Genomic DNA, 23,160 nt, shown 5'->3' with positions numbered 1-23,160 from the left:
CCCGCGATGGAGCCGCGTCGCGCCGACTTCAGCACCACCCTGGCCCGTTACCTCTCGAGCAAGATCACCCGCCAGCTGATCGGCGCCATCACCGCCTTTCTCAGACCCCGGCTGCTCACCCCCGAGCTGTTCGGGGTCTGGACCCTGCTCAAGCTGATCCCGCAGTACGCCAGCTACGCCCATCTCGGCGCGCGCACCACGCTGCGCGTCTTCTATCCCTGGCACCTCGCCCGGGGCGAGGGGGAGCGCGCCGAGTCGCTGGTCTCCGGGGCCATCCTCACCACCCTGGCGCTCGATGCCCTGGTGGCCATCACGCTGCTGCTGTTCGCGCTCGACGGTCACCAGGACGACGCACTGCGCCAGGGACTGGTGGCGATGGCCGGGATGGTGCTGCTCCAGGCCTGGCACCACACCGCCTTCGCCGCGCTCAAGGCGCGTCACCGTTTCGACCTGATCGGTCGCGCCAACTATCTCGAGTCCGCGCTGCTATTGGTCACCACCCTGGCGCTGCTGCCCACGCTCGGCTTTCCCGGGCTGCTGCTGTCGCTGCTGATCACCGAGGCGGCGATCGGGGTGCTGCTCTGGCGACAGGCCGGGATCGTTCCGCACTGGCCCAGACGACCACTCCGACTCGGTGGCGAAATGATCCGGCGCGGCTGGCCGATCATGAGCCTGGAGCTGGCGATGATGCTGGTGGTCACCGCCGATCGGGTGATGGCCTGGGTGCTGCTCGGCGCCGGCGCGCTCGGTCACTACGGGGTGGCGGTGATGATCGTCGGCTTCCTGCGCAACATTCCCGGCACCGCCCGCGAGATCCTCGAGCCAAGATTGATGGGCGAGCTTGCTGCCACCGATCGCGACCAACTGCTGCGCGAGCACCTGCTGCGCCCGGCGCTCAACGCCGCTTTCCTGATGCCGCTGCTGATCGGCCCGGTGGCGCTCGCCACCCCACTGGCGATCGACTGGCTGCTGCCACGCTACCAGGAGGCGGTCGTTCCCACCCAGATCCTCGCCTGCGGGATCCACTTCCTCGCCCTCGCGCTGGTGCTGCGTAGCCTGGTGGTCGCCTTCGAGCGACAGCGCCACGCCGCATTGCTGGTCCCGTTGGTGCTCGTCTGCGAGGGACTGAGCGCCTGGCTGGTGGTACGCCTGGGCTGGGGACTGCCCGGCATTGCCGCCACGAGTGTGCTGGGATTCGCGCTGCTGTTCATGCTGTTTCGCCATACCCTGCGCCCACAACTCGACCGTCTCGATCGCCGCGAACGGCGTCAGCTCGACTGGATCTGGCCGCTGTTCGCCCTCAACGGCGCGCTGATCTGGACGCTGTCGCTGCTACCCTTGGGGGATGGTCCGATAGCGACGACGCTGCGCATCCTCGTCCACATCGCCCTGCTGCTGCTGCTCCACCGGCTCGCCCGCGCCCGGCTCGCGCTGCTCTCACCACTCCCCTGGCGACGACTGTTGCGACTCAGGCGCTGATCCACCGAACCCGAGGGGATCCCCATGTCACGCCTCGTCCACCGCCTGCTGCTGGCATCCGTGCTGCTCGTTCCCGCCCTGCCCCGGGCCGCGCCCCCGCCCGACATGGAGCGCCTCGCCGCCGGCCCCTGGATCGCGCGTGCGCGCCTGGCCGAGCTGCCGATCACAGGTGCGGCCTGGGAGGCGGTGCGCAATGACGCCGAACGGCTGGTGCTCGACCCCGACCTCTCCGACCAGAACGACCCGAGCAACGTGCGGGTCTTCGCCAAGGCGCTGGTCCACGTGCGCACCGGCGATACGCTGATGGCCGCGGCGGTGCGCCGCGCCTGTCTCGACATCATCGGCACCGAATACGACGCCAGCTCACTCGCGCTCGGGCGCGAACTGATGGCCTATGTTCTCGCCGCCGACCTGGTCGGCCTCCCCCCGGAGCAGGACGCGCTGTTTCGTGACTGGCTGGCACGGGTGCGCGACACCCCGATGTCCGAGGGACGGACCCTGCGCCAGACCCACGAGCGCCGCCCCAACGGCTGGGGCACCTATGCCGGCGCCACCCGGCTGGCGATCGCCGCCTATCTCGGCGAGCCCGATGAAATCGCCGAGGTCGCGCGCATCTTCCGCGGCTGGCTCGGCGACCGCGCCGCCTACAACGGCTTCCGCTACGGCGATCTCGACTGGCAGGCCGACCCGCGCCGCCCGGTCGGCATCAACCCGCGGGGGGCAGCGCGTCGCGGTCACAGCATCGACGGCGCGATCGCCGAAGGGCTGAGGCGCAGCGGCCCCTTCGACTGGCCGCCACCGCACGAGAACTACGTTTACTCCACCCTGCAGGGGGCGCTGGCCCAGGCGGTGATCCTCGAGCGCGCCGGCTACGACGCCTTCGCCTGGCAGGACCGTGCCCTGCTGCGCGCCTTCGAGTGGCTACACCAGCAGGCCGACTTCCCCGCCGAGGGCGACGACACCTGGCAGCCGCACCTGATCAACTACTTCTATCACCGCGACTTCCCCGCCCCGATGCCGAGCCGCCCGGGCAAGAACATCGGTTACACCGACTGGACCCACGCCGACTGGGCGCCGCCCGACTAGTCGGGCGATGCAGCCAGCGCGGCATGGAGCCGCGCGGCGTTGTCGCTCAGGTCGAACTCGGCGAGCACTCGCTCGCGCCCGGCGCGCGCCAGCGCCCGCGCCTCCTCTGGATGATCGGCCACCCGGGCCAGGGCTGCGGCGATCGCTGCAGGCTCGCCCGGTGCGACGAGCAGCCCGGTGCGCCCGTGCTCGATCAGCTCGGGGATCCCCGAGAGCCGGCTGGCCACCACCGGGCGCTCGACGGCCAATGCCTCCATCAGCGACACCGGAATACCCTCGCGCCGCCCCCGAGCATCCTGCACGCTGGTCAGCGCCACCACGTCACAGTCGCGCAGACAGACGGTGACCTCGGGCCGGGTGAGCTGGCCGAGGAAACGGACGCGCGCGGCGATCCCCAGCGCCCGGCACTCGGTCTCCAGCTCGGCGCGCAGTTGACCGTCTCCGACCAGGGTCAGGATCCACTCCCGCCCCTCGGCGGCGAGCAGGGCGCAGGCGCGCAACAGATGGACATGTCCCTTGACCCGACGCAGCGAGGCGACACAGAGGATGCGCAACACCCCGTCGTCGGTGTCGGCGCACGGCGCCAGCGGAGCGAAGGCGCCGGTGTCGATGCCGCAATGGATCACCCGCAGCCGGTCGGCCCAGCGCGCGCCCACCCGCGCCAGGGTGAAATCGCGGTTGTAGCGCGAGATCATCACTGCGAAGTCGGCGCGGCGCAGCTTCTCGGCGAGCATGGTCTGATCGACGTGGAGGTCGCTGCCGTGCGCGGTGAAGCTGTAGCGCACCCCGGTGAGCCGGTGCGCGATCCAGGCGGCGAGCGCGGGGTGAGTACAGAAGTGCGCGTGCAGCCGACCGATGCCGCGACGCTCGGCCTCGGCGGCGATATAGACCGACTTGAGGAAGATCCCGGCCGCGCCCAGGGTGAAGTTGGGGCTGGGCGCAACCCGCGCGAAGGTCTCGACCAGGGTGCGCAGATAGCGCCAGGGGCGGCGCGCCACCAGCACCAGGTTGGCGCGCAGGATCGGCCCCGAGACGAAAGCGCTGTAGACCACCTCGGCGCGCAGTCGCGCCAGCTGCGGATGGGTGGCGCGCGGGCGCTCGCGCAGCAGCGGGAAGAGGGTGATCTCGGCGCCCAGCGCCTCCAGCGCGAGCATCTCGTCGAGCACGAAGGTCTCGGTGAAGGTGGGGAAGCGCGAGACCAGATAGCCGACCTTCACCATTGGGTCACCCGCCGCCCACGCAGAAAGTCGTACCACCCCATCGCGATCCCTGCGTTGACGCACAGCGCCCAGGGGGCGAGCGTCAGCACGCGTGGCCAGCGCCCGGGGTCACGATCGAGCCCGAGCGCCGCGACCAGCCCAAGCGCCCCCCCGAGCCCGCCCAGCGCCGCCAGCGCCAGCACCAGCCAGCCGCCACCGTCGAGCAGCGCCAGCGCGAGCACCGTCACGAATCCCAACGCCAGCGCCAGCGGAAAGGCGCGACGCAACACCTTGTGCGCGATCAGCGCCAGTGCGTAACGACCATGGCGGCGCACCGAGAGCGCCTGTGGACAGTGGCGCAACGCGTTGAGCCCGCGACAGACGATGCGCCGCTGACGCGCGAACACCCGGCGCAGGGTGCGCGCCGGCGGCGGCATCAGCGCCACCGCCTCGGGCACGAAGACGAAGCGCCGCCCGGCGACGACGGCGCACAGCCCGACGAAGAGGTCGTCGACCACGCCTGCCGGGATCGGCCGGAACAGCACGCGCCGGATCGCCAGCAGGGTGCCGTTGCTCGCGGTGATTGAGCCCAACTGGACCATCTCGCGCGTCTTGAGCCGGCCCTCATGATCCCAGTAGCGCGCCTGCATCAGCCCGTCCTCACGATCGACCGCGACACGCGCGCAGGCGGCGCCGACACCGGCCTCGGCGAAGACCGCGACCATCGCCGCCAGCGCACCGGGGGCGAGTCGGGCATCGAGATCGGAGAACAGCAGCAGCTCGCCCGCGCTCGCCGCGACCGCAGCGTTGAGTGCAGCGTATTTGCCGCGACGCGGGTTGCGAAGCACCCGGCAATCGACCCCGGGCAGGTCGGGGAGTACCGGCAGGTCGACGACCGGACCGTCGAGCGAGAGGATCAGCTCCAGCCGCCCCGTGCCCCAGTGCTGGCCGCGCAACGAGTCGAGCTTGGCCGCGAGCGCCGCGCCCGAACCATGCACCGGCACGATCAGCGACACCGCCCCCGGCAGCACGCCCCCGGGCATCGCCTCCGGCCGACGCTCGGGCAGCAGGATCAACAGCATGGGCAGCGCCAGCAACGCTGCGATGGCGATGGCGATGGCGATGGCAGCGGCGACCGTCAACAGGAGAGCGAGCGATACCATCAATCCCTCCCCTCGACCGAGGCGCTGAGCGCAAAGCGCAGCCACAGCTGCGATACCCCGAGCGAGAGCAGCATGTACTTCTGGAACACGTCGCTGAACATCGCCATGTAGAGCAACAGGAAGAGGAAGGCGAGCAGATAGTGCAACACCTGCGCGGCATGATAGGGATCACCGCGCGCCAGCAGCAGCCGACGCGCCAGCCAGAGGTTGCGCGCCGCCAGCGCCAGCAGGCCGAGAAAGCAGATCAACCCCAGCACCCCGGTGCCGACCACCACCTCGAGATAGGTGTTGTGGGCAAAGCGACGATTGGTCGCGCCCTCGCGATCGAAACGCTGCGCCCAGTCGGTCTTGGCGTAGAGCTCGCGGAAGGTGCCCGGTCCGTGCCCGATCAGCGGGCGCTCCTCGAAGGCATCGCCGGCCACCACCAGATAGGAGGCGCGACGGTTGATCGAGCGGTCGGTGTCCGAGGCGGTGAGCGTCGCCTGACGCTCCCAGTAACCCTGCGGCACCAGCAGCAGCGCCACCAGCAACGCCATCGCCCCGCCGGCGAACAGCAGCCCGAGATGACGCGGACGCAATCCGCGCGCATTGACCACCAGCAGCGTCGCCAGCAACAGCGCCGTCACCAGCCCGCCGCTGCGCGAGAAGCTCACCACCATGGCGCCGAGGTTGATCGCCAACAGCACCAGCGCCGCCAGTCGGACCAGTGGCCGACGGCCATGGGCCAACCAGAACACCACGAAGGGCAATACAAAGATGATCAGCATCGCCAGATTGTTGGGGTCGCTGGTCACACCGGTGCTGCGGGTGAAGTCGTCACCTACCTCGACCGCGAACCAGGACACGCCGAACAGATAGCCGATCAGCGCGAACATCGAACCAAGCGAGACCGAGACGACGATCACCACCGGCAACTGCCGCACCAGCGCGTGGGCATCGAGAAAGACCAGCACCAGGGCGAAGAAGGCCATCGCCACCAGAGTCAGCAGCACCTGCTGGCCGGCCTCGAGCGGATAGGCCGACCACAGCGTCGAGAACAGGCTGACGGCGAGAAACAGCCCCCACCAGGGCCACAGGTTGGAGCGCAGCAAGCCGACGGCCTGCTGCTCGCGCAGCAGTCGCAACGCCAGCACCACGAGCAACACCAGCGCCAGCACCCAGTGGATCTTGATCTCCGGCAGCGGCCCGCCGAGCTGGCGGAAATTGCCGAAGGGGATCAGGAAGACGATCGCATAGAGCCCCCAGCTCGGTGATCGCCCGAGCATCATCAGGATGCCGAGCGCGACTCCCGGCAGCAGGGCGAGCGCGGGCCAGGGGGTCCACAGCGGCAACAGGGTCGCGACCATCATCAGCGCGACGAAGGCGCCCCACAGTGGGTTGGTGGCCCCTGGTATGCTCGATCGTCTCATCTCTCCCCACCCGTGGCGCTCGGCCAGCGCCACCGTCCGGCAACACCAGGGTCATGGTCGATCGCGCCCTGTTGTATGCTGCAACCAGTTTGTCGTGGATGTCCTCGCATGACCGATCTCGAGTTCGAGCTGCACCGGCTGGTCCATGTTCGGCTACAGCAGCTTTCAACAAACCATGTCGCCGTGGTGTGCAAGCGGCTCGGTCACTTCCTGATCGAGCCCTCCGGGCGCCTGCCCGACGTCCTCTGCGCGCCGCTGCCGGAGAGCGCCGCCATGCTGCGCGAGCGTACCCCGCGGGTCGCCCCCCAACAGGTCACCACGGTCTGCTTCGAGGGGCAGCGCGTCCTACTCTACAGCCATCGCGGCCATCCCGACCTGATCCTCGACCCGGGCACCCCGGTGCGTATCCTGGTCTCGCGCCGCGCCGGGGCCACCAAGCGCTTCTACAACGCGCTGCTGTTCGCCATCCATCTTAGCGCGACCCGGCGCGGCGGGCTGCTGCTCCATGCCGCGGCGCTGCGCGACCCATGCGGCCGCACCGCGCTCGTGCTCGGCCCCAGGCGTAGCCGCAAGACCCATCTGACGCTGGAGCTGCTCCATCGCGGCTGGGACTATCTCGCCGACGACAAGCTGCTGCTGCACCAGGGACGGGCACACCTGTTCGAGCACCGTTTGGTCGTCCGCCGCCACCATCTCAGTGCCCTGCCCTGGTTGGCGGAACGGCTGAACGGCCCCGACGCACCACGCACGATCCGCTCGCAGCCGCTGCGTCTGCTGCTCGAACGGCTACAGCATATCGCCACGCGCACGATCAGCGACAAGCTGCAACCGCTGCTGCAACCCCTGATCAATCCGGCCTTCCCCCAGGACCTAACCACACATCTGCCGAGCACGCGGATCCTCTCCAGCGCCCAACCCGACGCACTTTTCGTACTGACTCCCGCAGAACGACAGGGCTGCACACCGCTCGAAGCGACGTGCCTGTTGCGTCAGCTGGTCGCCATCGAGCGGCTCTATCTGGGGGGCATGGGGCCGCTCGAGGCGATGAGCGACTACGCACACCCCGACCCGGACAGCGCCGATCTGACCACGCTGCTCGAGCACAACCTCACGGGCGTCCCCGGGTTCAGCCTCGCGGTCACGGAGCAGGCCAGTGCGGCGGAACTCGCCGAGCCACTGGTACGACAACTCGCCGACCTCGAACCTCGGACCTCCTCGCCATGTCCGGCCTGACGCTGACTATCGACCCGGCACAGCAGCTGCCCCCACTCACACCACGAGAGCCGCTGCTCACCGCTCCCGGCGTGTCACTCGAACTCGACCCGACGGCGAGCGAGCCGGTGCGCAGCTGGGAGGACCGACGCACGCTGATATTGCTCGAAGGCTGGATCCACGGCTGCGAGCACGCGCCACCGCGACGACTGATCGAGGCGCTGATCGAGGAGGACTGGGCCAAGGCCGGCGCAGCACTGGAGGTGCTCGACGGCGACTTCGTGCTGCTGATCCACGACAAGACGAGCAAGCGCTGGCTGATCGTCAACGATCTCCTGGCACGCCGCCCGCTCTACCTGCTCGAGCGCCGTGGCGCCATCTTGGTCAGCCGTGACATCGCCCGCGCCGTCGCTGCCGACCCGGATCGCGCCACCGACCCGGTGGGCGCCGCCGAGATGCTGCTGTTCGGTCACGGCCTGGGCGAGCGCACGCCGTGGCGCGCCATCGCCCTGCTCGCCCCGGCGACGCTGCTGCGGATCGACGCCGAGGCCAACACCGAGCGCCGCACCCTGGCACGACTCAGCTTCGAGACGCCGCACAGCAACGCGAGCCTGGACCAACAGGCCGCGGTACTCGCCGATCACTTCACCACCGCCTGCGAGCGACTGAGCAGACGCGCCGACACGCCGGTGCTGGCGCTCAGCGGCGGACTCGACTCGCGCGCGGTCGCCGCCGGCCTTGCCGCCATCGGCACCCCCTTCAACTGCGCGAGCATGGCACGCGCCGGCTGGTACGCCTCGAGCGAACAACGGCTCGCCGCCGCGGTCGCACAGCACCTCGATCGCCCCTGGCACTGCTTCGATGTGCCACCCAGCACCGGCGCCGACTATCTGCGACTGTTGCAGATCAAGCAGGGACTCAACGACCTCGACCTCGCCTTCCACCTGCCCTTCTTCGATCACCTCCGCGCGCGCTACGGCAGCACGATGAGCTATATCACCGGCGACGGCGGCGACAAGCTGCTGCCCGACCTCGGCGCCGGGCTAGCGCTGCGCGACGCGCGCGCGGCCTGTGACTACATCGTGGCGCGCCGCGGGCGCTTCACCCTCGATCAGTGCGCCGCCCTGGTGGGACTGGAGCGCGCGGACCTGGAGCGCGCCCTGCACGCGCACTTCGCCGCCTATCCAGAGGACGACGGCAACGCCCTCCATGCCCGCTTCCTGATCCACGAGCGCGCCCGGCGCTGGCTGTTCGAGGGCGAGGACCGCAACCGTCACTGGTTCTCCAGTCTCACCCCCTTCTACTCCATGCCCTTCCTGCGTGCCGCCCTCGCCGCATCACGCACACTCAAGCGCGACTACCGGCTCTATCGCGCCCTGCTCGAACGGCTCGACCCGACGCTGGCCGCTCTACCACGCGCCGGGGTCCCCGGGGCGCTGGGCTCGCCACGTTTTCTCATCCATCACCGCCTCGAGACGCTGGCCAAGGCGCACCCGCGACCGGCGCGCAAACTCCAGCAACTGATCCGACGCCGACGCGGTCTCGAGCCAGCGGCACCACTCCTCGGACTGTTGCGCCACCAGCTCGAACACAGCCCCGAACTCGACCCGGCCGCCTGGCGTCCGCTCCTCGCCAGCGCCGACCGCCGCCCCCGAACGCAGCTGCTCGCCCTGCTCAACCTCGCCACCCAGCTCGACCCGGCGCGCGGTGCGACCGGACTCGCCGTCTGGCGCGACCAACTCCTGCCCTGACTCGATGCCCAAGATCCTCACCGAACACCCGCTGATCAGCGTCTACCTGCCGACCCACAACCGCGCCGCGCTGCTGATGCGCGCGATCGACTCGGTGCTCGCCCAGGACTATCCGCATCTCGAACTGATCGTGGTCGACGACGCCTCGACCGATGACACCGCGGCGCGGATCGCGGCACACCCGGCGCGCGCGCGACTGCGCTATCTGCGCCAGCCCGAGCCGAGCGGGGCCTGCGCCGCGCGCAATCGCGCCATCGCCGTCGCGCGCGGGGCGCTGATCACCGGGCTCGACGACGACGACGCCTTCCTGCCTGGGCGGTTGAGCGGACTGCTCGCCCGCTTCGCCGAGGGGCAGTGGTCGTGCGTGAGCAGCTCCGTCCGCGAGCACACCCCACGCGGCGACATCACCCGACGGGTCGATGTTGGGCGGATCGATCTCGAGGCGATGCTCCACTACAACCGGCTGGGCAATCAGGTCCTCACCCGCACCGCGTGGCTGCGCGAGATCGGCGGCTTCGATCCAGCGCTGCCGGCACTGCAGGATTACGACACCTGGGTACGACTGGTGACGGCGCGCGGTGCCGCCTACCGCTTGCGCGAGGCGAGCTATCTGCAGTTCAAGGACCATGAGCTGACACGCATCTCCGGCGACCGCACCCGGGTGCTCGAGGGACTGGGACGCTTCGTCGCCAAGCATCGCGACCAGCTCGCCCCGCGCCATCTCGACTCGCTCGAGATCCTGCGTCGTCGGCTCGCCGGCGAGACGCTGCCGCCGGGCGACTTCCTCCGCCTGGTCAACCGCGGCAACCTCAAGGGGGCGCTGCCGCTGCTGATCAACACCACCCCGACACTTGCCGCGCTCAAGCGACTTCTGGCGCTGCGCTACCGCGCACGCTGATTCGAGCGGACAAAAAAAAGCCCGGCACGGGGCCGGGCTGCAAACGTCTCATAGTGAGAGAGACGAGGAGGACTCTGTAGGACCATTGGGGTCCGGCATCGCGTTTTTCGCCGGGCCCCGTCCGAATTCAGTGGATGAAGAGCCCGCCATTGACCGGCAGATTGGCGCCGGTGACATAGGCGGTCTCGTCGCTCGCGAGGAAGGCCACCGCGGCGGCGATCTCGTCGGGCCGCGCCATCCGACGCATCGGGATACCGGAGATGATACTCTCGCGGACCTCATCCTTCATCGCCAGGGTCATGGCGGTCTCGACATAACCGGGCGAAACCGTGTTCACGGTCACACCCTTGGCCGCCCCTTCCTGAGCCAGCGCCATGGTGAAGCCATGCATGCCGGCCTTGGCCGCCGAATAGTTGGTCTGACCGAACTGACCCTTTTGGCCATTCACCGACGAGATGTTGATGATACGCCCGAAACCGCGCTCGAGCATGCCTTCCCAGAGCGGCTTGGTGACATTGAAGACACTCTTGAGATTGATGTCGAGGACCGCGTTCCAGTGCTCGGCCTCCATCCGCTTGAAGGTCTTGTCGCGGGTGATGCCGGCGCAATTGACGAGGATATCGACCGGACCATGACGTTCGGTGATCGCCGTGGCCATCCGCGCGCAGTCCTCGGGATCGGCCACGTCGGCGGCGATGGTGTCGAACTCCAACCCCTCGGCGGCGCGCTCGCGCTTCCAGGTCTCGGCGACCTCGGTCTCGGCGGGATGATGGTTGGCGATCACCACGCAGCCATTGGCAGCGAGGCGCTTGCAGATGGCGGTACCGATACCGCCGATACCACCGGTGACGAGCGCAATACGAGACATGTCTGTTTCCTCCTCAGGTCTTGTCGTCGTCCGGGTCCGCACCGTCTCGGGGCGGACCCGCATCCTTCATCCACAACGCCCCGGCACTCCGGCCGGGGTCATTGTCAATGGCGGTCCAGTCCTGGACCACGCGGTCTGCGGACGTCAGCTCGCGGCCACGCCCTTGCGCACGTCGGCGCTGATCTCGGCCATGTTCTTCTCGAGCCAGGCGCGATACTCCTCGCGGGTCTCGCCGAGCACCTGCATGGTGGCTTTGTTCTCGTCCATCATACGCTCGGTCAACGCCTTGGTCGCCTCGACCTGGCCCTTAAAGAACTCATTGTACCCCTTCGACTCGGTGGCAAGCGTCATCAGCCGCATCGAGTGGTCCATGTAGAGGCTCAGCGCGTCCATCTGACGGCTGGCGAGCTTCTCGAAGATACTGACATTGAGTTCACCGAGGCTGGTCATGCGATCCATCCCCTTGGTGGTCATGTCGTTGAAGGTCTTGAAGGTTTCGTTCGTGCTCATGGGTCATCTCCGAAGGTTTGTGCATTGCAGCATTTGTTGCAGTGCACAATAGACCCCGTACACGGAAGCGTCAATGAAGTTTTTTGTAATCTTCAGCATTGACGAAATTCAATCTTGGAGCGGTGGCGCGACAGCGACACCGCGCGGCCGGCGGAGACGCGAGCGGCGAAACAGCAGGCAGGACAGCGAGGTCGGTCAGTCGGTGTCGTCGTCGGAGGGCTTGGACCTGTCGCGACCACGACCGAGATCGAAGCCGGCGTTACGCATGAACTCGCGCTGCAGCTCGCCCCACAGTTCGACGTTCTGCTGTGCCATGCGGGTCATGGTGTCGAGCGGGGTATCGGCCCACGACTGGGTCAGCTCCTGCTGCTGTCTGGCGAACACGTCCAGCGCGCCCTCGAGATAGCGCGCAAAGGTGCCCTGCAGGGTGCCGCCGTAGAAGCGGATGATCTGCGCCAGCATGTTGGCGCTGAACAGCGGCTCGCCGCCGCTCTCCTCCTCGAGCATGATCTGCAACAGGATCGCTCGGGTGATGTCGGTATCGTTGGCGGTGTCGAACACCTTGAAGGGGACGCCGCCCATCACCAGGGCACGGACGTCGGCCAGGGTGATGTAACGACTGATCTCGGTGTCGTAGAGGCGCCGGTTGGGGTACTTCTTGATGATGCGCGATTTGTCCATTGACACCTGTCGCCGGTTCGGCGATCCGCGATTGGCTGGAGACTGAGGCGGCCGAACCGCTCCGGGTCATCGGAATGGCCGCCGGTGATGCCGGCGACCGTTGTTGCGCACGCAGTTTACCCTAGTCGTCGACGACTGACTGCCAGCGCGCCGTCACCCGCCTCGAGCCGGCTCGAGGCGGGTGACGGGTTCAGACGCGTTCGACGGCCAGCGCGACCCCCTGACCACCACCGATGCACAGGGTCGCCAGCCCCTTGCGGGCCTCGCGCCGACGCATCTCGTAGAGCAGGCTGACCAGCACCCGGGCGCCGGAGGCGCCGATCGGATGACCGAGCGCGATCGCCCCGCCGTTGACGTTGACCTTGTCGAGATCCCAGCCCATCTCCTGGTTGACCGACATCGCCTGGGCGGCGAAGGCCTCGTTGGCCTCGATCAGGTCGAGTTCGGCCGGGGTCCAACCCGCCTTCTTCAGGCACTTGTTGGAGGCCGGGATGGGACCGGTCCCCATGATCTTGGGGTCGACGCCGGCGCTGGCGAAGGCGACCAGTCGCGCCATCGGGCTCAGCCCCAGCGCCGCGGCGGTCGATGCCCGCATCACCACCACCATCGCCGCGCCATCGTTGATCCCCGAGGCATTGCCCGCGGTCACCGTACCCTCGCGGTCGAAGGCCGGGCGCAGCCGCCCGAGCTTCTCGGCGGTGGTGCCGGCGCGCGGGAACTCGTCGCGATCGAAGACCAGCGGCTCGCCCTTGCGCTGCGGGATGCTCACCGGGACGATCTCGTCGGTGAAGCGCCCGGCCTCGATCGCCGCCTCGGCCTTGCGCTGCGAGTCGGCGGCGAAGGCGTCCTGCGCCTCGCGGGTGAAACCGTACTGCTTGGCGATGTTCTCCGCGGTCATGCCCATGTGGCACTGATCGAAGGCGTCGGTCAGTCCATCGACCAGCATGGTGTCCTTGAGCTTCCAGTCGCCCATGCGCTGGCCGTCGCGCGAGCGCGGCAGCACGTGCGACGACTGGCTCATGCTCTCCTGTCCACCGGCGATCACGACCTCGGCGTCGCCACAGGCGACCGCCTGCATCGCCAGGTGGACCGCCTTGAGACCACTGCCGCAGACCTTGTTGATGGTCATCGCCGACACCCCGTGCGGCAGCCCGGCATTGAGCGCGGTCTGGCGCGCCGGGTTCTGCCCGACCCCGGCGGCAAGCACCTGGCCGAGCACCACCTCGTCGACCCGCTGCGGATCGAGTCCGGTGCGCGCCAGCAGTGCCTTGAGCACGACCGTACCCAGTTCCGTGGCTGGCAGGGAGGAGAGACTGCCACCGAAGTTGCCGACGGCGGTACGTCCGGCGTCGACAATGACGATATCTTCACTCATCGTGTATACGCTCTCTCGCTTGGATTGATCGATTAGGTCGGGCGAATGGTTGTGGATACCGGCAACCGCCGGTCGGAGCACCGTTGCGCAATGACCGCCGGATTGCAACCCCCGCGAGCCTGTACTATCCGGTTCAGGACACGAGACGACACGCCGGTCCGGTTTCAATAGGGATTCTACGCACCTTTGTTGCAGTGCACAAATCGGCATGCTAACGTTCGTTCAAACCCGATCCTGAGGAAGGCAATAGCATGAGTAAGGGCATCTTTTTCGACGATGACTGGCTCGAACTGCAGCGCAAGTATTGGGATGGCTGGACCGAGATGAGCCGCAAGGCGATGGGCGCAACGGAACACGCCAAGCCGACCAACGCCTGGTCGGAGAGTATCGAGCAGTGGTGGCGAGCGATGTCGCCTGCGGCCCCGGACAGCACCCGCGCCTTCATGGACAAGTTGATCGAGCAGGGTCAGACCCTGTTCGGGCTGGGTGAACAGTTCGTCAACGGTGGCAGCGACAGCAAGGACCCGATGAGCACCTGGCTCAAGGCCATGGAGGAGATGCAGCAGCGCTTCAGCGGCGGTCTCGACGGCGGCGGCAACGAGGCGATGCAGCGGATGAGCGCGTTCTGGGAGCTACCGCTCGACAACTGGCAGCGGATGATGTCCTCGCTCTCGCCGGTCCCCGGCGACTTCCTGCGCAACATGCCGCACGACCAGCTCAAGGACCGCCTCGATCAGGCGCTCTCGGCACCGGGACTCGGCTACACCCGCGAGGAGCAGGCGCAGTACCAGGAGCTGCTGCGCTGCTCGATGGATTATCAGTCGGCGCTACAAGAGTACACCGGGTTCTACAGCCGCCTGGGGATGAAGTCGGTCGAGCGCATGGGTAGCTTCATCCAAGGTGTGGTCGAGTCCGGTAAGAGCGTCGATTCGGCCCGCGCGCTCTACGACAACTGGGTGGGGTGCTGCGAGAGCGTCTATGCCGAGGAGGTCGCCACCCCCGAGTACGCGCGCATCCACGGTCGGCTGATCAACGCTCAGATGCGGTTCAAGAAGCGCATGTCGGTGATCGTCGACGAGAACCTCGGCGCGCTGAACATGCCCACCCGCAGCGAGCTGCGCACCCTGCAGGACCGGCTGCAAGAGACCCGCCGCGAGAACAAGCAGCTGCGCTGCCGCCTGCACCAGCTCGAGAAGCGGGTGGAGGCCGCGCTCGGCGAGCCGGCGAAGGAGCCGGCCACCGCGCTCAAGCGCACCCCGGCGACGCGCAAGACCACGGCACGCAAGAAGACCACCGCCAAACCGACCACGAGCAGCTGATCGAGTCGCCCCGCCAACCCAGCCGCGCGCACCCGCCGCACACCGAGAGGAACGAGATCGTGATCCCCATCGATATCCGACCCGACAAGCTCGCCCAGGAGATGCTCGACTACAATCGCAAGCTCGGCCAGGGCATGGAGAACCTGATCAGCGCCGGCGAGATCGATACCGGCGTGACCCCCAAGGAGGCGGTCTATCAGGAGGACAAGCTGACCCTCTACCGCTACCAAGCGCCCGAGGGCGCGGCGCGCCAGCCGATCCCGCTGCTGGTGGTCTACGCCCTGGTCAACCGACCCTACATGACCGACATCCAGGAGGATCGCTCGACCATCAAGGGGCTGCTCGCCACCGGGCAGGACGTCTACCTGATCGACTGGGGCTACCCCGATCAGGCCGATCGCGCGCTGACCCTCGACGACTACATCAACGGCTATATCGACCGCTGCGTCGACCACATCCGCGAGACCCACGACATCGACCGCGTCAACATCCTCGGCATCTGCCAGGGCGGCGCCTTCAGCCTGATGTACACCTCGCTCCACCAGGACAAGGTCAACAACCTGGTGACCATGGTCACCCCGGTCAACTTCCAGACCCCGGACAACCTGCTCTCGGCCTGGGTACAGGACGTCGATGTCGACCTCGCCGTCGACACCATGGGCAACATTCCGGGCGAGCTGCTCAACTGGACCTTCCTCTCGCTCAAGCCGTTCAGCCTGACCGGGCAGAAATACATCAACATGGTCGACCTGCTCGACGACCCGCGCAAGGTGAAGAACTTCCTGCGCATGGAGAAGTGGATCTTCGACAGCCCCGATCAGGCCGGCGAGACCTTCCGTCAGTTCATCAAGGACTTCTACCAGCGCAACGGCTTCATCAACGGCGGCGTGCGGATCGGCGAGGACGAGATCGATCTGGCCCGGATCAGCTGCCCGGTGCTCAACATCTACGCCCTGCAGGACCACCTGGTGCCACCGGATGCCTCACGCGCACTCAAGGGCCTGGTCGGCAGCGAGGACTACACCGAGCTGGCCTTCCCCGGCGGTCATATCGGCATCTATGTCAGCGGCAAGGCGCAGAAGGAGGTCACCCCGGCGATCGGTGACTGGCTCAACGCCCGGACCTGAGTCACCGCCATCGAGCGCGACAGGCACCCTTCTGAGCAAGGGGTCTGTCGCGGCTGGCGGCTGATCGCTGGCGTCCCGTCGGTTGGGTTGCCGCCTTTCGGCACCCCAACATCAGCGTCAGCGCCTGCCGACGGCGCCGGTGCAGAAACCGATGGACTCGCACGCACACCCCGGCCTCAGCCGCACCTCTTCGCCCCCTTAGCGCACTTTGGGGCTTTGCGGTTCAATCCCGCGACTGGCGACTGGCGACTGGCGACTGGCGACTGGCGACTGGCGACTGGCGACTGATTCAACCCTGGACGTAGAAATAGCGCCAGCTCAGGCCACTGGCCCGAGTCAACAGATCGAGCAGCGCCGGGGTCGGCACCGCCTCGCCGGGGAACACTGCCTCGACCTCCACGAAGGTCCGCCCGAACCCGCCCCGTCGCCCCCAGTCCCAGCCCCAGGGTGGCCGGACCACACCACAACCGTCGCAGCGCCAGCCGCTGCGCGGCTGGCTGTGCCACAGCTCCAACCGACGCGGCCAATCCTCCAGCCGCGAGCGACATTCATGACAGCGCGGCGCACGAGTATTGCGCCCGAGACAGGGACGTGCCCGCGCGCTCGGGCGCGGGATCCCGACCCGACACCAAGGCCCCTCGCCCTGGCCCGTCGGGTCGATCCGCACCGCGCACCCGGCAAAGCTCACCAGCGCCAGAAAGTCATCGCCGACCCGGTAGATCGACCGATCCGGCCACAGCGGCGCACCGATGAAGCCGGCCTCGGTGAGTTGACCGACCAACAGCCGCATCCCTGGACGACCACGCGGATCGGTCGGCGTCAGCACCAACCGGTCGACATCGGCAACAGGACGTACCCCGTTCGAGGGGCCTTGTGCGTGGGGGACAGCGAAAGAGTCTCGATCGAGCATGGCACAACCCTCCAGAGATGGCGAAATCACACCAACCGCGTGGATTCGCGGTTGAAATCATGGCGTCCTTTCTATAGCTTCGAGTGACATTCACTGCTGGGGGTGTCCGCGCCGATTCGCGGGCGGCGACCGCGAGATCCGCGGCGCACGCCGGGGCCGGAACGGGCTGAGAAGAGACCCTTCGAACCTGACCCGGATCATGCCGGCGCAGGAAAGCAGGCAATGGAGCCGACGGCGATCCTGCGACACCCCACCCGGTGCCCGCGCCCGCCCGCTCCCACCATGCCGCATACCTGCCCGACGGCGCTCGCCAACATCCACACGGCGCATCCAGGTCGACCCACAGCCCACGCTGGCCGAACCAGCAATCGCGTGGAGCCCAGCGCCCCGCTCCAGTCCTGAGGAAATCCGATGAGCGCCATTCCAGAAGACTTCGTTCACAAGACCGCGCAACTCTCCGAGGCCGCCACCCGCCCTTTCCCGAATTCACGCAAGGTCTATGTCACCGGCTCGCGCCCCGATCTGCGCGTGCCCATGCGCGAGGTCACCCAGAGTCCCACGCTCACCAGCGGCGAGCCGGAGGAGAATCCACCGATTCCCGTCTATGACACCTCGGGACCCTATACCGACCCGAATGCCAGCATCGATCTGATGGCCGGTCTGCCCGATCTGCGCTCGGGCTGGATCGAGGCGCGTGGCGACACCCTGCAGCTCGACGGCCCAACCTCGGCCTTCGGGCGTGCCCGGCAGAGTGATCCCGCGTTAGCGCACCTGCGTTTCGAGCATCTGCGTACCCCGCGACGCGCCAAGCCTGGTCAGTCGATCACCCAGATGGCCTATGCCCGCCGCGGCATCGTCACCCCGGAGATGGAGTTCGTCGCCATCCGCGAGAACATGCGGCTCGACGAACTGCGCGCCGACCCGCGCTATGCCAGCCTGCTGCGCCAGCACCCCGGCAACGCCTTCGGCCAGCCGCTGCCCGAGCAGATCACCCCGGAGTTCGTGCGTGACGAGGTCGCGCGCGGTCGCGCGGTGATCCCGGCCAACATCAACCACCCTGAGGTGGAGCCGATGATCATCGGTCGCAACTTCCGGGTGAAGATCAACACCAACATCGGCAACTCGGCCACCACCTCGTCGATCGAGGAAGAGGTCGAGAAGATGGTGTGGTCGGCGCGCTGGGGCGGCGACACCCTGATGGACCTGTCGACCGGCAAGAACATCCACGAGACCCGCGAGTGGATCCTGCGCAACTCGCCGGTGCCGATCGGCACCGTGCCCATCTACCAGGCGCTGGAGAAGGTCGACGGCCGCCCCGAGGAGCTGACCTGGGAGCTGGTACGCGACACCCTGATCGAGCAGGCCGAGCAGGGCGTCGACTACTTCACCATCCACGCCGGGCTGCTGCTGCGCTACATCCCGCTGACCGCCGACCGGGTCACCGGCATCGTCTCGCGCGGCGGCTCGATCCTCGCCAAGTGGTGCCTGGCGCATCACCAGGAGAACTTCCTCTACACCAACTTCGAGGAGCTGTGCGAAATCCTCCGCGCTTATGACGTCGCCGTCAGCCTCGGCGACGGGCTGCGTCCGGGCTCGCTCGCCGACGCCAACGATCGCGCTCAGTTCGCCGAACTCGAAACCCTCGGCGAGCTGACCAAGCGCGCCTGGGAGCACGACGTGCAGGTGATGATCGAGGGCCCCGGTCACGTGCCGCTGCAGATGATCCAGGAGAACGTCACCAAGGAGCTGGCCGACTGCTTCGAGGCCCCCTTCTACACCCTCGGCCCGCTGATCACCGACATCGCGCCGGCCTACGACCACATCACCTCGGGCATCGGCGCGGCCAACATCGGCTGGTACGGCACCGCCATGCTCTGCTACGTCACCCCCAAGGAACACCTTGGCCTGCCCGACAAGGAGGACGTGCGCAGCGGCATCATCACCTACAAGATCGCCGCCCACGGCGCCGATCTCGGCAAGGGGCTGCCGGGCGCCCAGGTTCAAGACAACGCGCTGAGCAAGGCGCGCTTCGAGTTCCGCTGGGAGGATCAATTCAACCTCTCGCTCGATCCCGAGCGCGCACGCGAGTTCCACGACCGCACGCTGCCGCACGACTCGCACAAGGTCGCTCACTTCTGCTCGATGTGCGGACCGCACTTCTGCTCGATGAAGATCACCCAGGACGTGCGCGAATACGCCAACAGCCAGAAGATCGAGGACCTCGACCAGGCGGTCGAGAGCGGCATGCAGGAGAAGGCCCGCGAGTTCCGCGAAGCCGGCGCCGAACTCTACAAGGAGGTCTGAGCCCGACGCCTGTCCGCCCCATTGCGAGGCGGGCGCCCGGTCCGTCTCTCACGGGCCGGGGTTCATCCCTTCCTGCCCCGGCGATCATCGCCGGGGCAGTTCAGTCAGCCCTCGAGGCCGCAGGCCTCGGCCACCGCCTCGACCACCTCGCGCTGCACCTCCTCGGTGAGATAGGGGTGCATCGGCAGGCTGATCACACGCTCGGCGACCTCAGCACTGACCGGCGTCGCCGACGCTCCCGGGACATGGAACACCGGCTGCTCGTTGAGCGGCACCGGATAGTGCACCGCAGTGGGGATGTCACGCGCCTTGAGCGCCTCGGCCACCGCCTCGCGGTCCGACACCTGCAGGGTGTACTGGGCGTAGACCGAAGTATTGCCGGGAGCAACCGAAGGGGTCAGCACGCCGCTTTCACCCGGCTCGGCGGTCGTTCCCGCGCCGCGCGCGCGCAGCAGTTCGCTATAGCGCGCACCCAGCCGACCACGGGCCTCGACCTCGTCGGGGAAGATCGCCAGCTTCGACTGCAACACCGCCGCCTGCATGGTATCGAGACGGCCATTGATACCGAGACGAGGATGATGATAACGGCGCGACTGGCCGTGATTGCGCACCTCGCGCAGCTGGCGTGCCAGCTCTGCATCATTGGTGAAGCAGGCACCCGCATCGCCATAGGCACCGAGCGGCTTGGCCGGGAAGAAGGAGGTGCAGCCGATGGTCGAGAGCCCACAGGAGCGCTTGCCCTTGTAGGTCGCGCCGAAGCTCTGCGCCGCGTCCTCGATCACCGGAATGTTGTGGGCCTCGGCCACGGCGTTGACCGCATCCATATCGGCGCACTGACCGTAGAGCGAGACCGGCATGATCGCACGGGTACGACCGGTGATCGCTCCTTCCAAGGCCATGGGATCGATATTGTAGGTTACCGGGTCAATGTCGACGAACACCGGGCGGGCACCGAGCAAGGCGATCATCTCGGCGGTGGCGATGAAGGTGAAGGGCGTGGTGATCACCTCGTCCCCGCGGCCGATCTCGAGGGCCATCATCGCCGCGAGCAGCGCATCGGTCCCACTCGAAAGCCCGACGCAGTGCTCGACCCCGACAAAGGTCGCAAGCTCTTCCTCGAGCGCCTGGACCTCGGGGCCCATGATGTACTGACCGTGACTCAGAACCGCGTCGATACGGCTCCGAACGTCCTGCTCGATGCGCGCGTACTGCGTTTTCAGATCGATGAATTGCATTCAACTCGCCTTTGATTTCGGGTGCAGAAGGACCAGTTCGCCGCGCCGGTGCTACCCCACGAATGGCTCTGCACGACAACGGCAGGCATCACGGCACGGGCGATTGATCGTTGTGCTTGAATCCTAACCCAATTGCGTGACGAGGGTAACGAGCGGCCAGCGGCCAGCGGCCAGCGGCCAGCGGCCAGCGGCCAGCGGCCAGCGGCCAGAAGATTGAACCGCGAAGGCGCGAAGCACGCAAAGGGGTTTGGATAGGCAAGACTCCAACGCCGACGAGGGCCATCACTGGAGGCTGTCAGCTGGCGGCTGGCCGCTGATCGCTGGAAGCCCTTCTCTTCTTCGCGTCCTTTGGGCCTTTGCGGTTCAATCTTTCCGGCTGACGGCTGACGGCTGACGGCTGGCGGCTGGCGGCTTTTTCCGCCGCACAAAGTAAAACCCCCGAACACGGAGTGCTCGGGGGTTTCGGGATAAGGTCCTGGCAGTGACCTACTTTCGCATGGGGAGGCCCCACACTATCATCGGCGAGGTCCTGTTTCACTTCTGAGTTCGGGATGGGATCAGGTGGGTCCAGGACTCTATGGCCGCCAGGAAAACTGCTTTGTCTTGCCCGATCATCTCGGACAGGACCAATTCGGTTCAGATCGTTGTCGGCAGTTGCGTGAGCCGATGCCCTGCAACGCATTTGGGTGTTATATGGTCAAGCCGCACGGTCAATTAGTACAGGTTAGCTTCACACGTTACCGCGCTTCCACATCCTGCCTATCAACGTCGTGGTCTTCGACGGACCTTCAGGGGCATCAAGTGCCCAGGGAGACCTCATCTTGGGAGGGGCTTCCCGCTTAGATGCTTTCAGCGGTTATCCCGTCCGTACATAGCTACCCGGCAATGCCACTGGCGTGACAACCGGAACACCAGGGGTACGTCCACTCCGGTCCTCTCGTACTAGGAGCAGCTTCCCTCAAGTCTCCAACGCCCACGGCAGATAGGGACCGAACTGTCTCACGACGTTCTAAACCCAGCTCGCGTACCACTTTAAATGGCGAACAGCCATACCCTTGGGACCGACTTCAGCCCCAGGATGTGATGAGCCGACATCGAGGTGCCAAACACCGCCGTCGATATGAACTCTTGGGCGGTATCAGCCTGTTATCCCCGGAGTACCTTTTATCCGTTGAGCGATGGCCCTTCCATACAGAACCACCGGATCACTAAGACCTACTTTCGTACCTGCTCGACGTGTCTGTCTCGCAGTCAAGCACCCTTATGCCTTTGCACTCATTGCGCGATTTCCGACCGCGCTGAGGGTACCTTCGTGCTCCTCCGTTACGCTTTGGGAGGAGACCGCCCCAGTCAAACTACCCACCATGCACTGTCCCTGATCCGGATCACGGACCGAGGTTAGAACTCCGAACATACCAGGGTGGTATTTCAAGGTTGGCTCCACAGCAGCTGGCGCCACTGTTTCAAAGCCTCCCACCTATCCTACACAAGTAGGTTCAAAGTCCAGTGCAAAGCTATAGTAAAGGTTCACGGGGTCTTTCCGTCTAGCCGCGGGTACTCGGCATCTTGACCGAGATTTCAATTTCACTGAGTCCCTGGTGGAGACAGTGCCGCCATCGTTACGCCATTCGTGCAGGTCGGAACTTACCCGACAAGGAATTTCGCTACCTTAGGACCGTTATAGTTACGGCCGCCGTTTACCGGGGCTTCGATCAAGAGCTTCTCCGAAGATAACCCCATCACTTAACCTTCCGGCACCGGGCAGGCGTCACACCCTATACGTCCTCTTACGAGTTTGCAGAGTGCTGTGTTTTTAATAAACAGTCGCAGCGGCCTGGTCACTGCAACCCTCTTCAGCTCCACGAGCAAGTCGCTTCACTTACCAAGGGCGTACCTTCTCCCGAAGTTACGGTACCATTTTGCCTAGTTCCTTCACCAGGGTTCTCTCAAGCGCCTTGGGATTCTCACCCTGCCCACCTGTGTCGGTTTGGGGTACGGTCATCTGTAACCTGAAGCTTAGAGACTTTTCCTGGAAGCTTGGCATCAATCACTTCGTTCCCGTAGGAACTCGTCATCACGTCTCAGGATTGTGTCCCCGGATTTGCCTAAGGACACTCCCTACTCGCTTGGACCGGCACTACCATCGGCCGGCTGACCTAGCCTTCTCCGTCATCCCATCGCAGTTACAGCTGGTGCAGGAATATTAACCTGCTTCCCATCGACTACGCCTTTCGGCCTCGCCTTAGGGGCCGACTCACCCTGCGCCGATGAACGTTGCGCAGGAAACCTTGGGCTTTCGGCGAGGGAGACTCTCACTCCCTTTGTCGTTACTCATGTCAGCATTCGCACTTCTGATATCTCCAGCATGCCTGACAGCACACCTTCGCAGACTTACAGAACGCTCCCCTACCATGCGTTTACACGCATCCGCAGCTTCGGTACATGGCTTGAGCCCCGTTACATCTTCCGCGCAGGCCGACTCGACCAGTGAGCTATTACGCTTTCTTTAAAGGGTGGCTGCTTCTAAGCCAACCTCCTGGCTGTCTGGGCCTTCCCACATCGTTTCCCACTGAGCCATGATTTAGGGACCTTAGCTGGCGGTCTGGGTTGTTTCCCTCTTGACGACGGACGTTA

At 66.4% G+C, this 23,160-nt stretch carries 17 protein-coding genes, 2 rRNA genes and 1 riboswitch (1 of these 20 cut by a window edge); of the genes, 8 read left to right on the top strand and 11 right to left on the bottom strand.

Annotation, left to right across the window (positions count from 1 at the left end; all coding sequences use genetic code 11):
• Positions 1-6: 6 nt before the first annotated feature.
• Together MARPU_RS01420 and MARPU_RS01415 are read left to right on the top strand one after the other, a co-directional pair.
• Positions 7-1,479 carry a lipopolysaccharide biosynthesis protein gene (locus MARPU_RS01420; protein WP_005224537.1) on the top strand — a complete coding sequence of 491 codons (1,473 nt, stop codon included), beginning with the start codon at positions 7-9 and terminating at the stop codon, positions 1,477-1,479.
• Between the two features lie 24 nt (positions 1,480-1,503).
• The gene (locus MARPU_RS01415; RefSeq protein ID WP_005224538.1) at positions 1,504-2,565 is read left to right on the top strand and encodes an alginate lyase family protein; all 1,062 of its coding nucleotides are present in this window, start codon (positions 1,504-1,506) and stop codon (positions 2,563-2,565) included.
• On the opposite strand, the gene MARPU_RS01410 is transcribed toward MARPU_RS01415, so the two are convergent.
• The 3 genes from MARPU_RS01410 to MARPU_RS01400 are packed head-to-tail and all read right to left on the bottom strand — an operon-like array spanning position 2,562 to position 6,336.
• Positions 2,562-3,785, bottom strand: coding sequence for a glycosyltransferase (locus tag MARPU_RS01410; protein ID WP_005224539.1), 1,224 nt, complete (start codon positions 3,783-3,785; stop codon positions 2,562-2,564). The two genes, MARPU_RS01415 and MARPU_RS01410, sit on opposite strands and share 4 nt — an antisense overlap.
• Entirely contained in the window at positions 3,779-4,927 is a 1,149-nt protein-coding gene (locus tag MARPU_RS01405; protein ID WP_005224540.1) for a glycosyltransferase, read from the bottom strand. The genes MARPU_RS01410 and MARPU_RS01405 overlap by 7 nt, the downstream gene beginning before the upstream one ends.
• Positions 4,927-6,336: an O-antigen ligase family protein gene (locus MARPU_RS01400; protein ID WP_005224541.1), complete on the bottom strand. Its 1,410-nt coding sequence runs from the start codon at positions 6,334-6,336 to the stop codon at positions 4,927-4,929. The genes MARPU_RS01405 and MARPU_RS01400 overlap by 1 nt, the downstream gene beginning before the upstream one ends.
• Positions 6,337-6,444: 108 nt before the next feature.
• Between MARPU_RS01400 and MARPU_RS01395 the strand changes: the two genes are divergently transcribed.
• Genes MARPU_RS01395 through MARPU_RS01385 form a run of 3 tightly spaced genes read left to right on the top strand, consistent with a single transcriptional unit; the run spans position 6,445 to position 10,197 of the window.
• A complete protein-coding gene (locus MARPU_RS01395; protein ID WP_005224542.1) occupies positions 6,445-7,569 on the top strand; it encodes a hypothetical protein in 1,125 nt (374 codons plus the stop codon).
• The gene (locus MARPU_RS01390; RefSeq protein WP_005224543.1) at positions 7,557-9,299 is read left to right on the top strand and encodes an asparagine synthase-related protein; all 1,743 of its coding nucleotides are present in this window, start codon (positions 7,557-7,559) and stop codon (positions 9,297-9,299) included. The genes MARPU_RS01395 and MARPU_RS01390 overlap by 13 nt, the downstream gene beginning before the upstream one ends.
• A gap of 4 nt (positions 9,300-9,303) precedes the next feature.
• Positions 9,304-10,197, top strand: coding sequence for a glycosyltransferase (locus MARPU_RS01385; RefSeq protein ID WP_005224544.1), 894 nt, complete (start codon positions 9,304-9,306; stop codon positions 10,195-10,197).
• Positions 10,198-10,324: 127 nt separating this feature from the next.
• Here the strand turns inward: MARPU_RS01385 and phbB are convergent, their stop codons facing one another.
• The 4 genes from phbB to MARPU_RS01365 form a co-directional block, all read right to left on the bottom strand.
• Positions 10,325-11,065 (bottom strand): acetoacetyl-CoA reductase, encoded by a 741-nt coding sequence (gene phbB, locus MARPU_RS01380; RefSeq protein ID WP_005224545.1) that lies wholly within the window; start codon positions 11,063-11,065, stop codon positions 10,325-10,327.
• Between the two features lie 144 nt (positions 11,066-11,209).
• On the bottom strand, positions 11,210-11,575 hold the full coding sequence (locus MARPU_RS01375; RefSeq protein ID WP_005224546.1) for a phasin family protein: 366 nt from the start codon (positions 11,573-11,575) through the stop codon (positions 11,210-11,212).
• Between the two features lie 195 nt (positions 11,576-11,770).
• Positions 11,771-12,256 (bottom strand): polyhydroxyalkanoate synthesis repressor PhaR, encoded by a 486-nt coding sequence (gene phaR, locus MARPU_RS01370; RefSeq protein WP_005224547.1) that lies wholly within the window; start codon positions 12,254-12,256, stop codon positions 11,771-11,773.
• A gap of 190 nt (positions 12,257-12,446) precedes the next feature.
• Positions 12,447-13,631: an acetyl-CoA C-acetyltransferase gene (locus tag MARPU_RS01365; protein ID WP_005224548.1), complete on the bottom strand. Its 1,185-nt coding sequence runs from the start codon at positions 13,629-13,631 to the stop codon at positions 12,447-12,449.
• Between the two features lie 251 nt (positions 13,632-13,882).
• Here MARPU_RS01365 and phaE point away from each other — a divergent pair, with 251 nt between their 5' ends.
• Both phaE and MARPU_RS01355 read left to right on the top strand, forming a co-directional pair.
• A complete protein-coding gene (gene phaE / locus MARPU_RS01360; RefSeq protein ID WP_005224549.1) occupies positions 13,883-14,950 on the top strand; it encodes a class III poly(R)-hydroxyalkanoic acid synthase subunit PhaE in 1,068 nt (355 codons plus the stop codon).
• A gap of 59 nt (positions 14,951-15,009) precedes the next feature.
• A complete protein-coding gene (locus tag MARPU_RS01355) occupies positions 15,010-16,077 on the top strand; it encodes a class III poly(R)-hydroxyalkanoic acid synthase subunit PhaC (RefSeq protein ID WP_005224550.1) in 1,068 nt (355 codons plus the stop codon).
• 289 nt (positions 16,078-16,366) lie between these two features.
• Here the strand turns inward: MARPU_RS01355 and MARPU_RS01350 are convergent, their stop codons facing one another.
• Entirely contained in the window at positions 16,367-16,903 is a 537-nt protein-coding gene (locus MARPU_RS01350; RefSeq protein WP_232229485.1) for a hypothetical protein, read from the bottom strand.
• A gap of 172 nt (positions 16,904-17,075) precedes the next feature.
• Positions 17,076-17,218: riboswitch (TPP riboswitch) on the top strand.
• A gap of 180 nt (positions 17,219-17,398) precedes the next feature.
• On the opposite strand from MARPU_RS01350, the gene thiC reads away from it, so the two are divergent.
• Positions 17,399-19,291, top strand: a complete 1,893-nt coding sequence (gene thiC, locus MARPU_RS01345; RefSeq protein ID WP_005224552.1) for a phosphomethylpyrimidine synthase ThiC — start codon at positions 17,399-17,401, stop codon at positions 19,289-19,291.
• Positions 19,292-19,395: 104 nt separating this feature from the next.
• Here thiC and MARPU_RS01340 read toward each other — a convergent pair whose 3' ends face one another.
• From MARPU_RS01340 to MARPU_RS01330, 3 genes are all read right to left on the bottom strand, one after another.
• On the bottom strand, positions 19,396-20,526 hold the full coding sequence (locus tag MARPU_RS01340) for a DegT/DnrJ/EryC1/StrS family aminotransferase (RefSeq protein WP_005224553.1): 1,131 nt from the start codon (positions 20,524-20,526) through the stop codon (positions 19,396-19,398).
• 473 nt (positions 20,527-20,999) lie between these two features.
• Positions 21,000-21,115, bottom strand: a 5S ribosomal RNA gene (rrf, locus tag MARPU_RS01335).
• A 104-nt stretch (positions 21,116-21,219) separates the two neighbouring features.
• Positions 21,220-23,160 (bottom strand): 23S ribosomal RNA (locus MARPU_RS01330); it runs 945 nt beyond the window's last position.

Source organism: Marichromatium purpuratum 984 (assembly GCF_000224005.2).
Taxonomy (GTDB): domain Bacteria; phylum Pseudomonadota; class Gammaproteobacteria; order Chromatiales; family Chromatiaceae; genus Marichromatium; species Marichromatium purpuratum.
The sequence above is the reverse complement of the archived record's forward strand: the minus strand, read 5'-3'. Positions and strand labels throughout refer to the sequence as shown.

Bases quoted from the DNA above. Each gene is read 5' to 3' on its own strand.
- MARPU_RS01415 (WP_005224538.1), top strand. From the start codon at position 1,504: ATGTCACGCCTCGTCCACCGCCTGCTGCTGGCATCCGTGCTGCTCGTT.
- MARPU_RS01405 (WP_005224540.1), bottom strand. From the start codon at position 4,927: ATGGTATCGCTCGCTCTCCTGTTGACGGTCGCCGCTGCCATCGCCATC.
- MARPU_RS01420 (WP_005224537.1), top strand. From the start codon at position 7: ATGGAGCCGCGTCGCGCCGACTTCAGCACCACCCTGGCCCGTTACCTC.
- phaE (WP_005224549.1), top strand. From the start codon at position 13,883: ATGAGTAAGGGCATCTTTTTCGACGATGACTGGCTCGAACTGCAGCGC.
- MARPU_RS01340 (WP_005224553.1), bottom strand. From the start codon at position 20,526: ATGCAATTCATCGATCTGAAAACGCAGTACGCGCGCATCGAGCAGGAC.
- MARPU_RS01395 (WP_005224542.1), top strand. From the start codon at position 6,445: ATGACCGATCTCGAGTTCGAGCTGCACCGGCTGGTCCATGTTCGGCTA.
- MARPU_RS01410 (WP_005224539.1), bottom strand. From the start codon at position 3,785: ATGGTGAAGGTCGGCTATCTGGTCTCGCGCTTCCCCACCTTCACCGAG.
- MARPU_RS01375 (WP_005224546.1), bottom strand. From the start codon at position 11,575: ATGAGCACGAACGAAACCTTCAAGACCTTCAACGACATGACCACCAAG.
- phbB (WP_005224545.1), bottom strand. From the start codon at position 11,065: ATGTCTCGTATTGCGCTCGTCACCGGTGGTATCGGCGGTATCGGTACC.
- MARPU_RS01390 (WP_005224543.1), top strand. From the start codon at position 7,557: ATGTCCGGCCTGACGCTGACTATCGACCCGGCACAGCAGCTGCCCCCA.
- MARPU_RS01385 (WP_005224544.1), top strand. From the start codon at position 9,304: ATGCCCAAGATCCTCACCGAACACCCGCTGATCAGCGTCTACCTGCCG.
- MARPU_RS01400 (WP_005224541.1), bottom strand. From the start codon at position 6,336: ATGAGACGATCGAGCATACCAGGGGCCACCAACCCACTGTGGGGCGCC.
- thiC (WP_005224552.1), top strand. From the start codon at position 17,399: ATGAGCGCCATTCCAGAAGACTTCGTTCACAAGACCGCGCAACTCTCC.
- MARPU_RS01365 (WP_005224548.1), bottom strand. From the start codon at position 13,631: ATGAGTGAAGATATCGTCATTGTCGACGCCGGACGTACCGCCGTCGGC.
- phaR (WP_005224547.1), bottom strand. From the start codon at position 12,256: ATGGACAAATCGCGCATCATCAAGAAGTACCCCAACCGGCGCCTCTAC.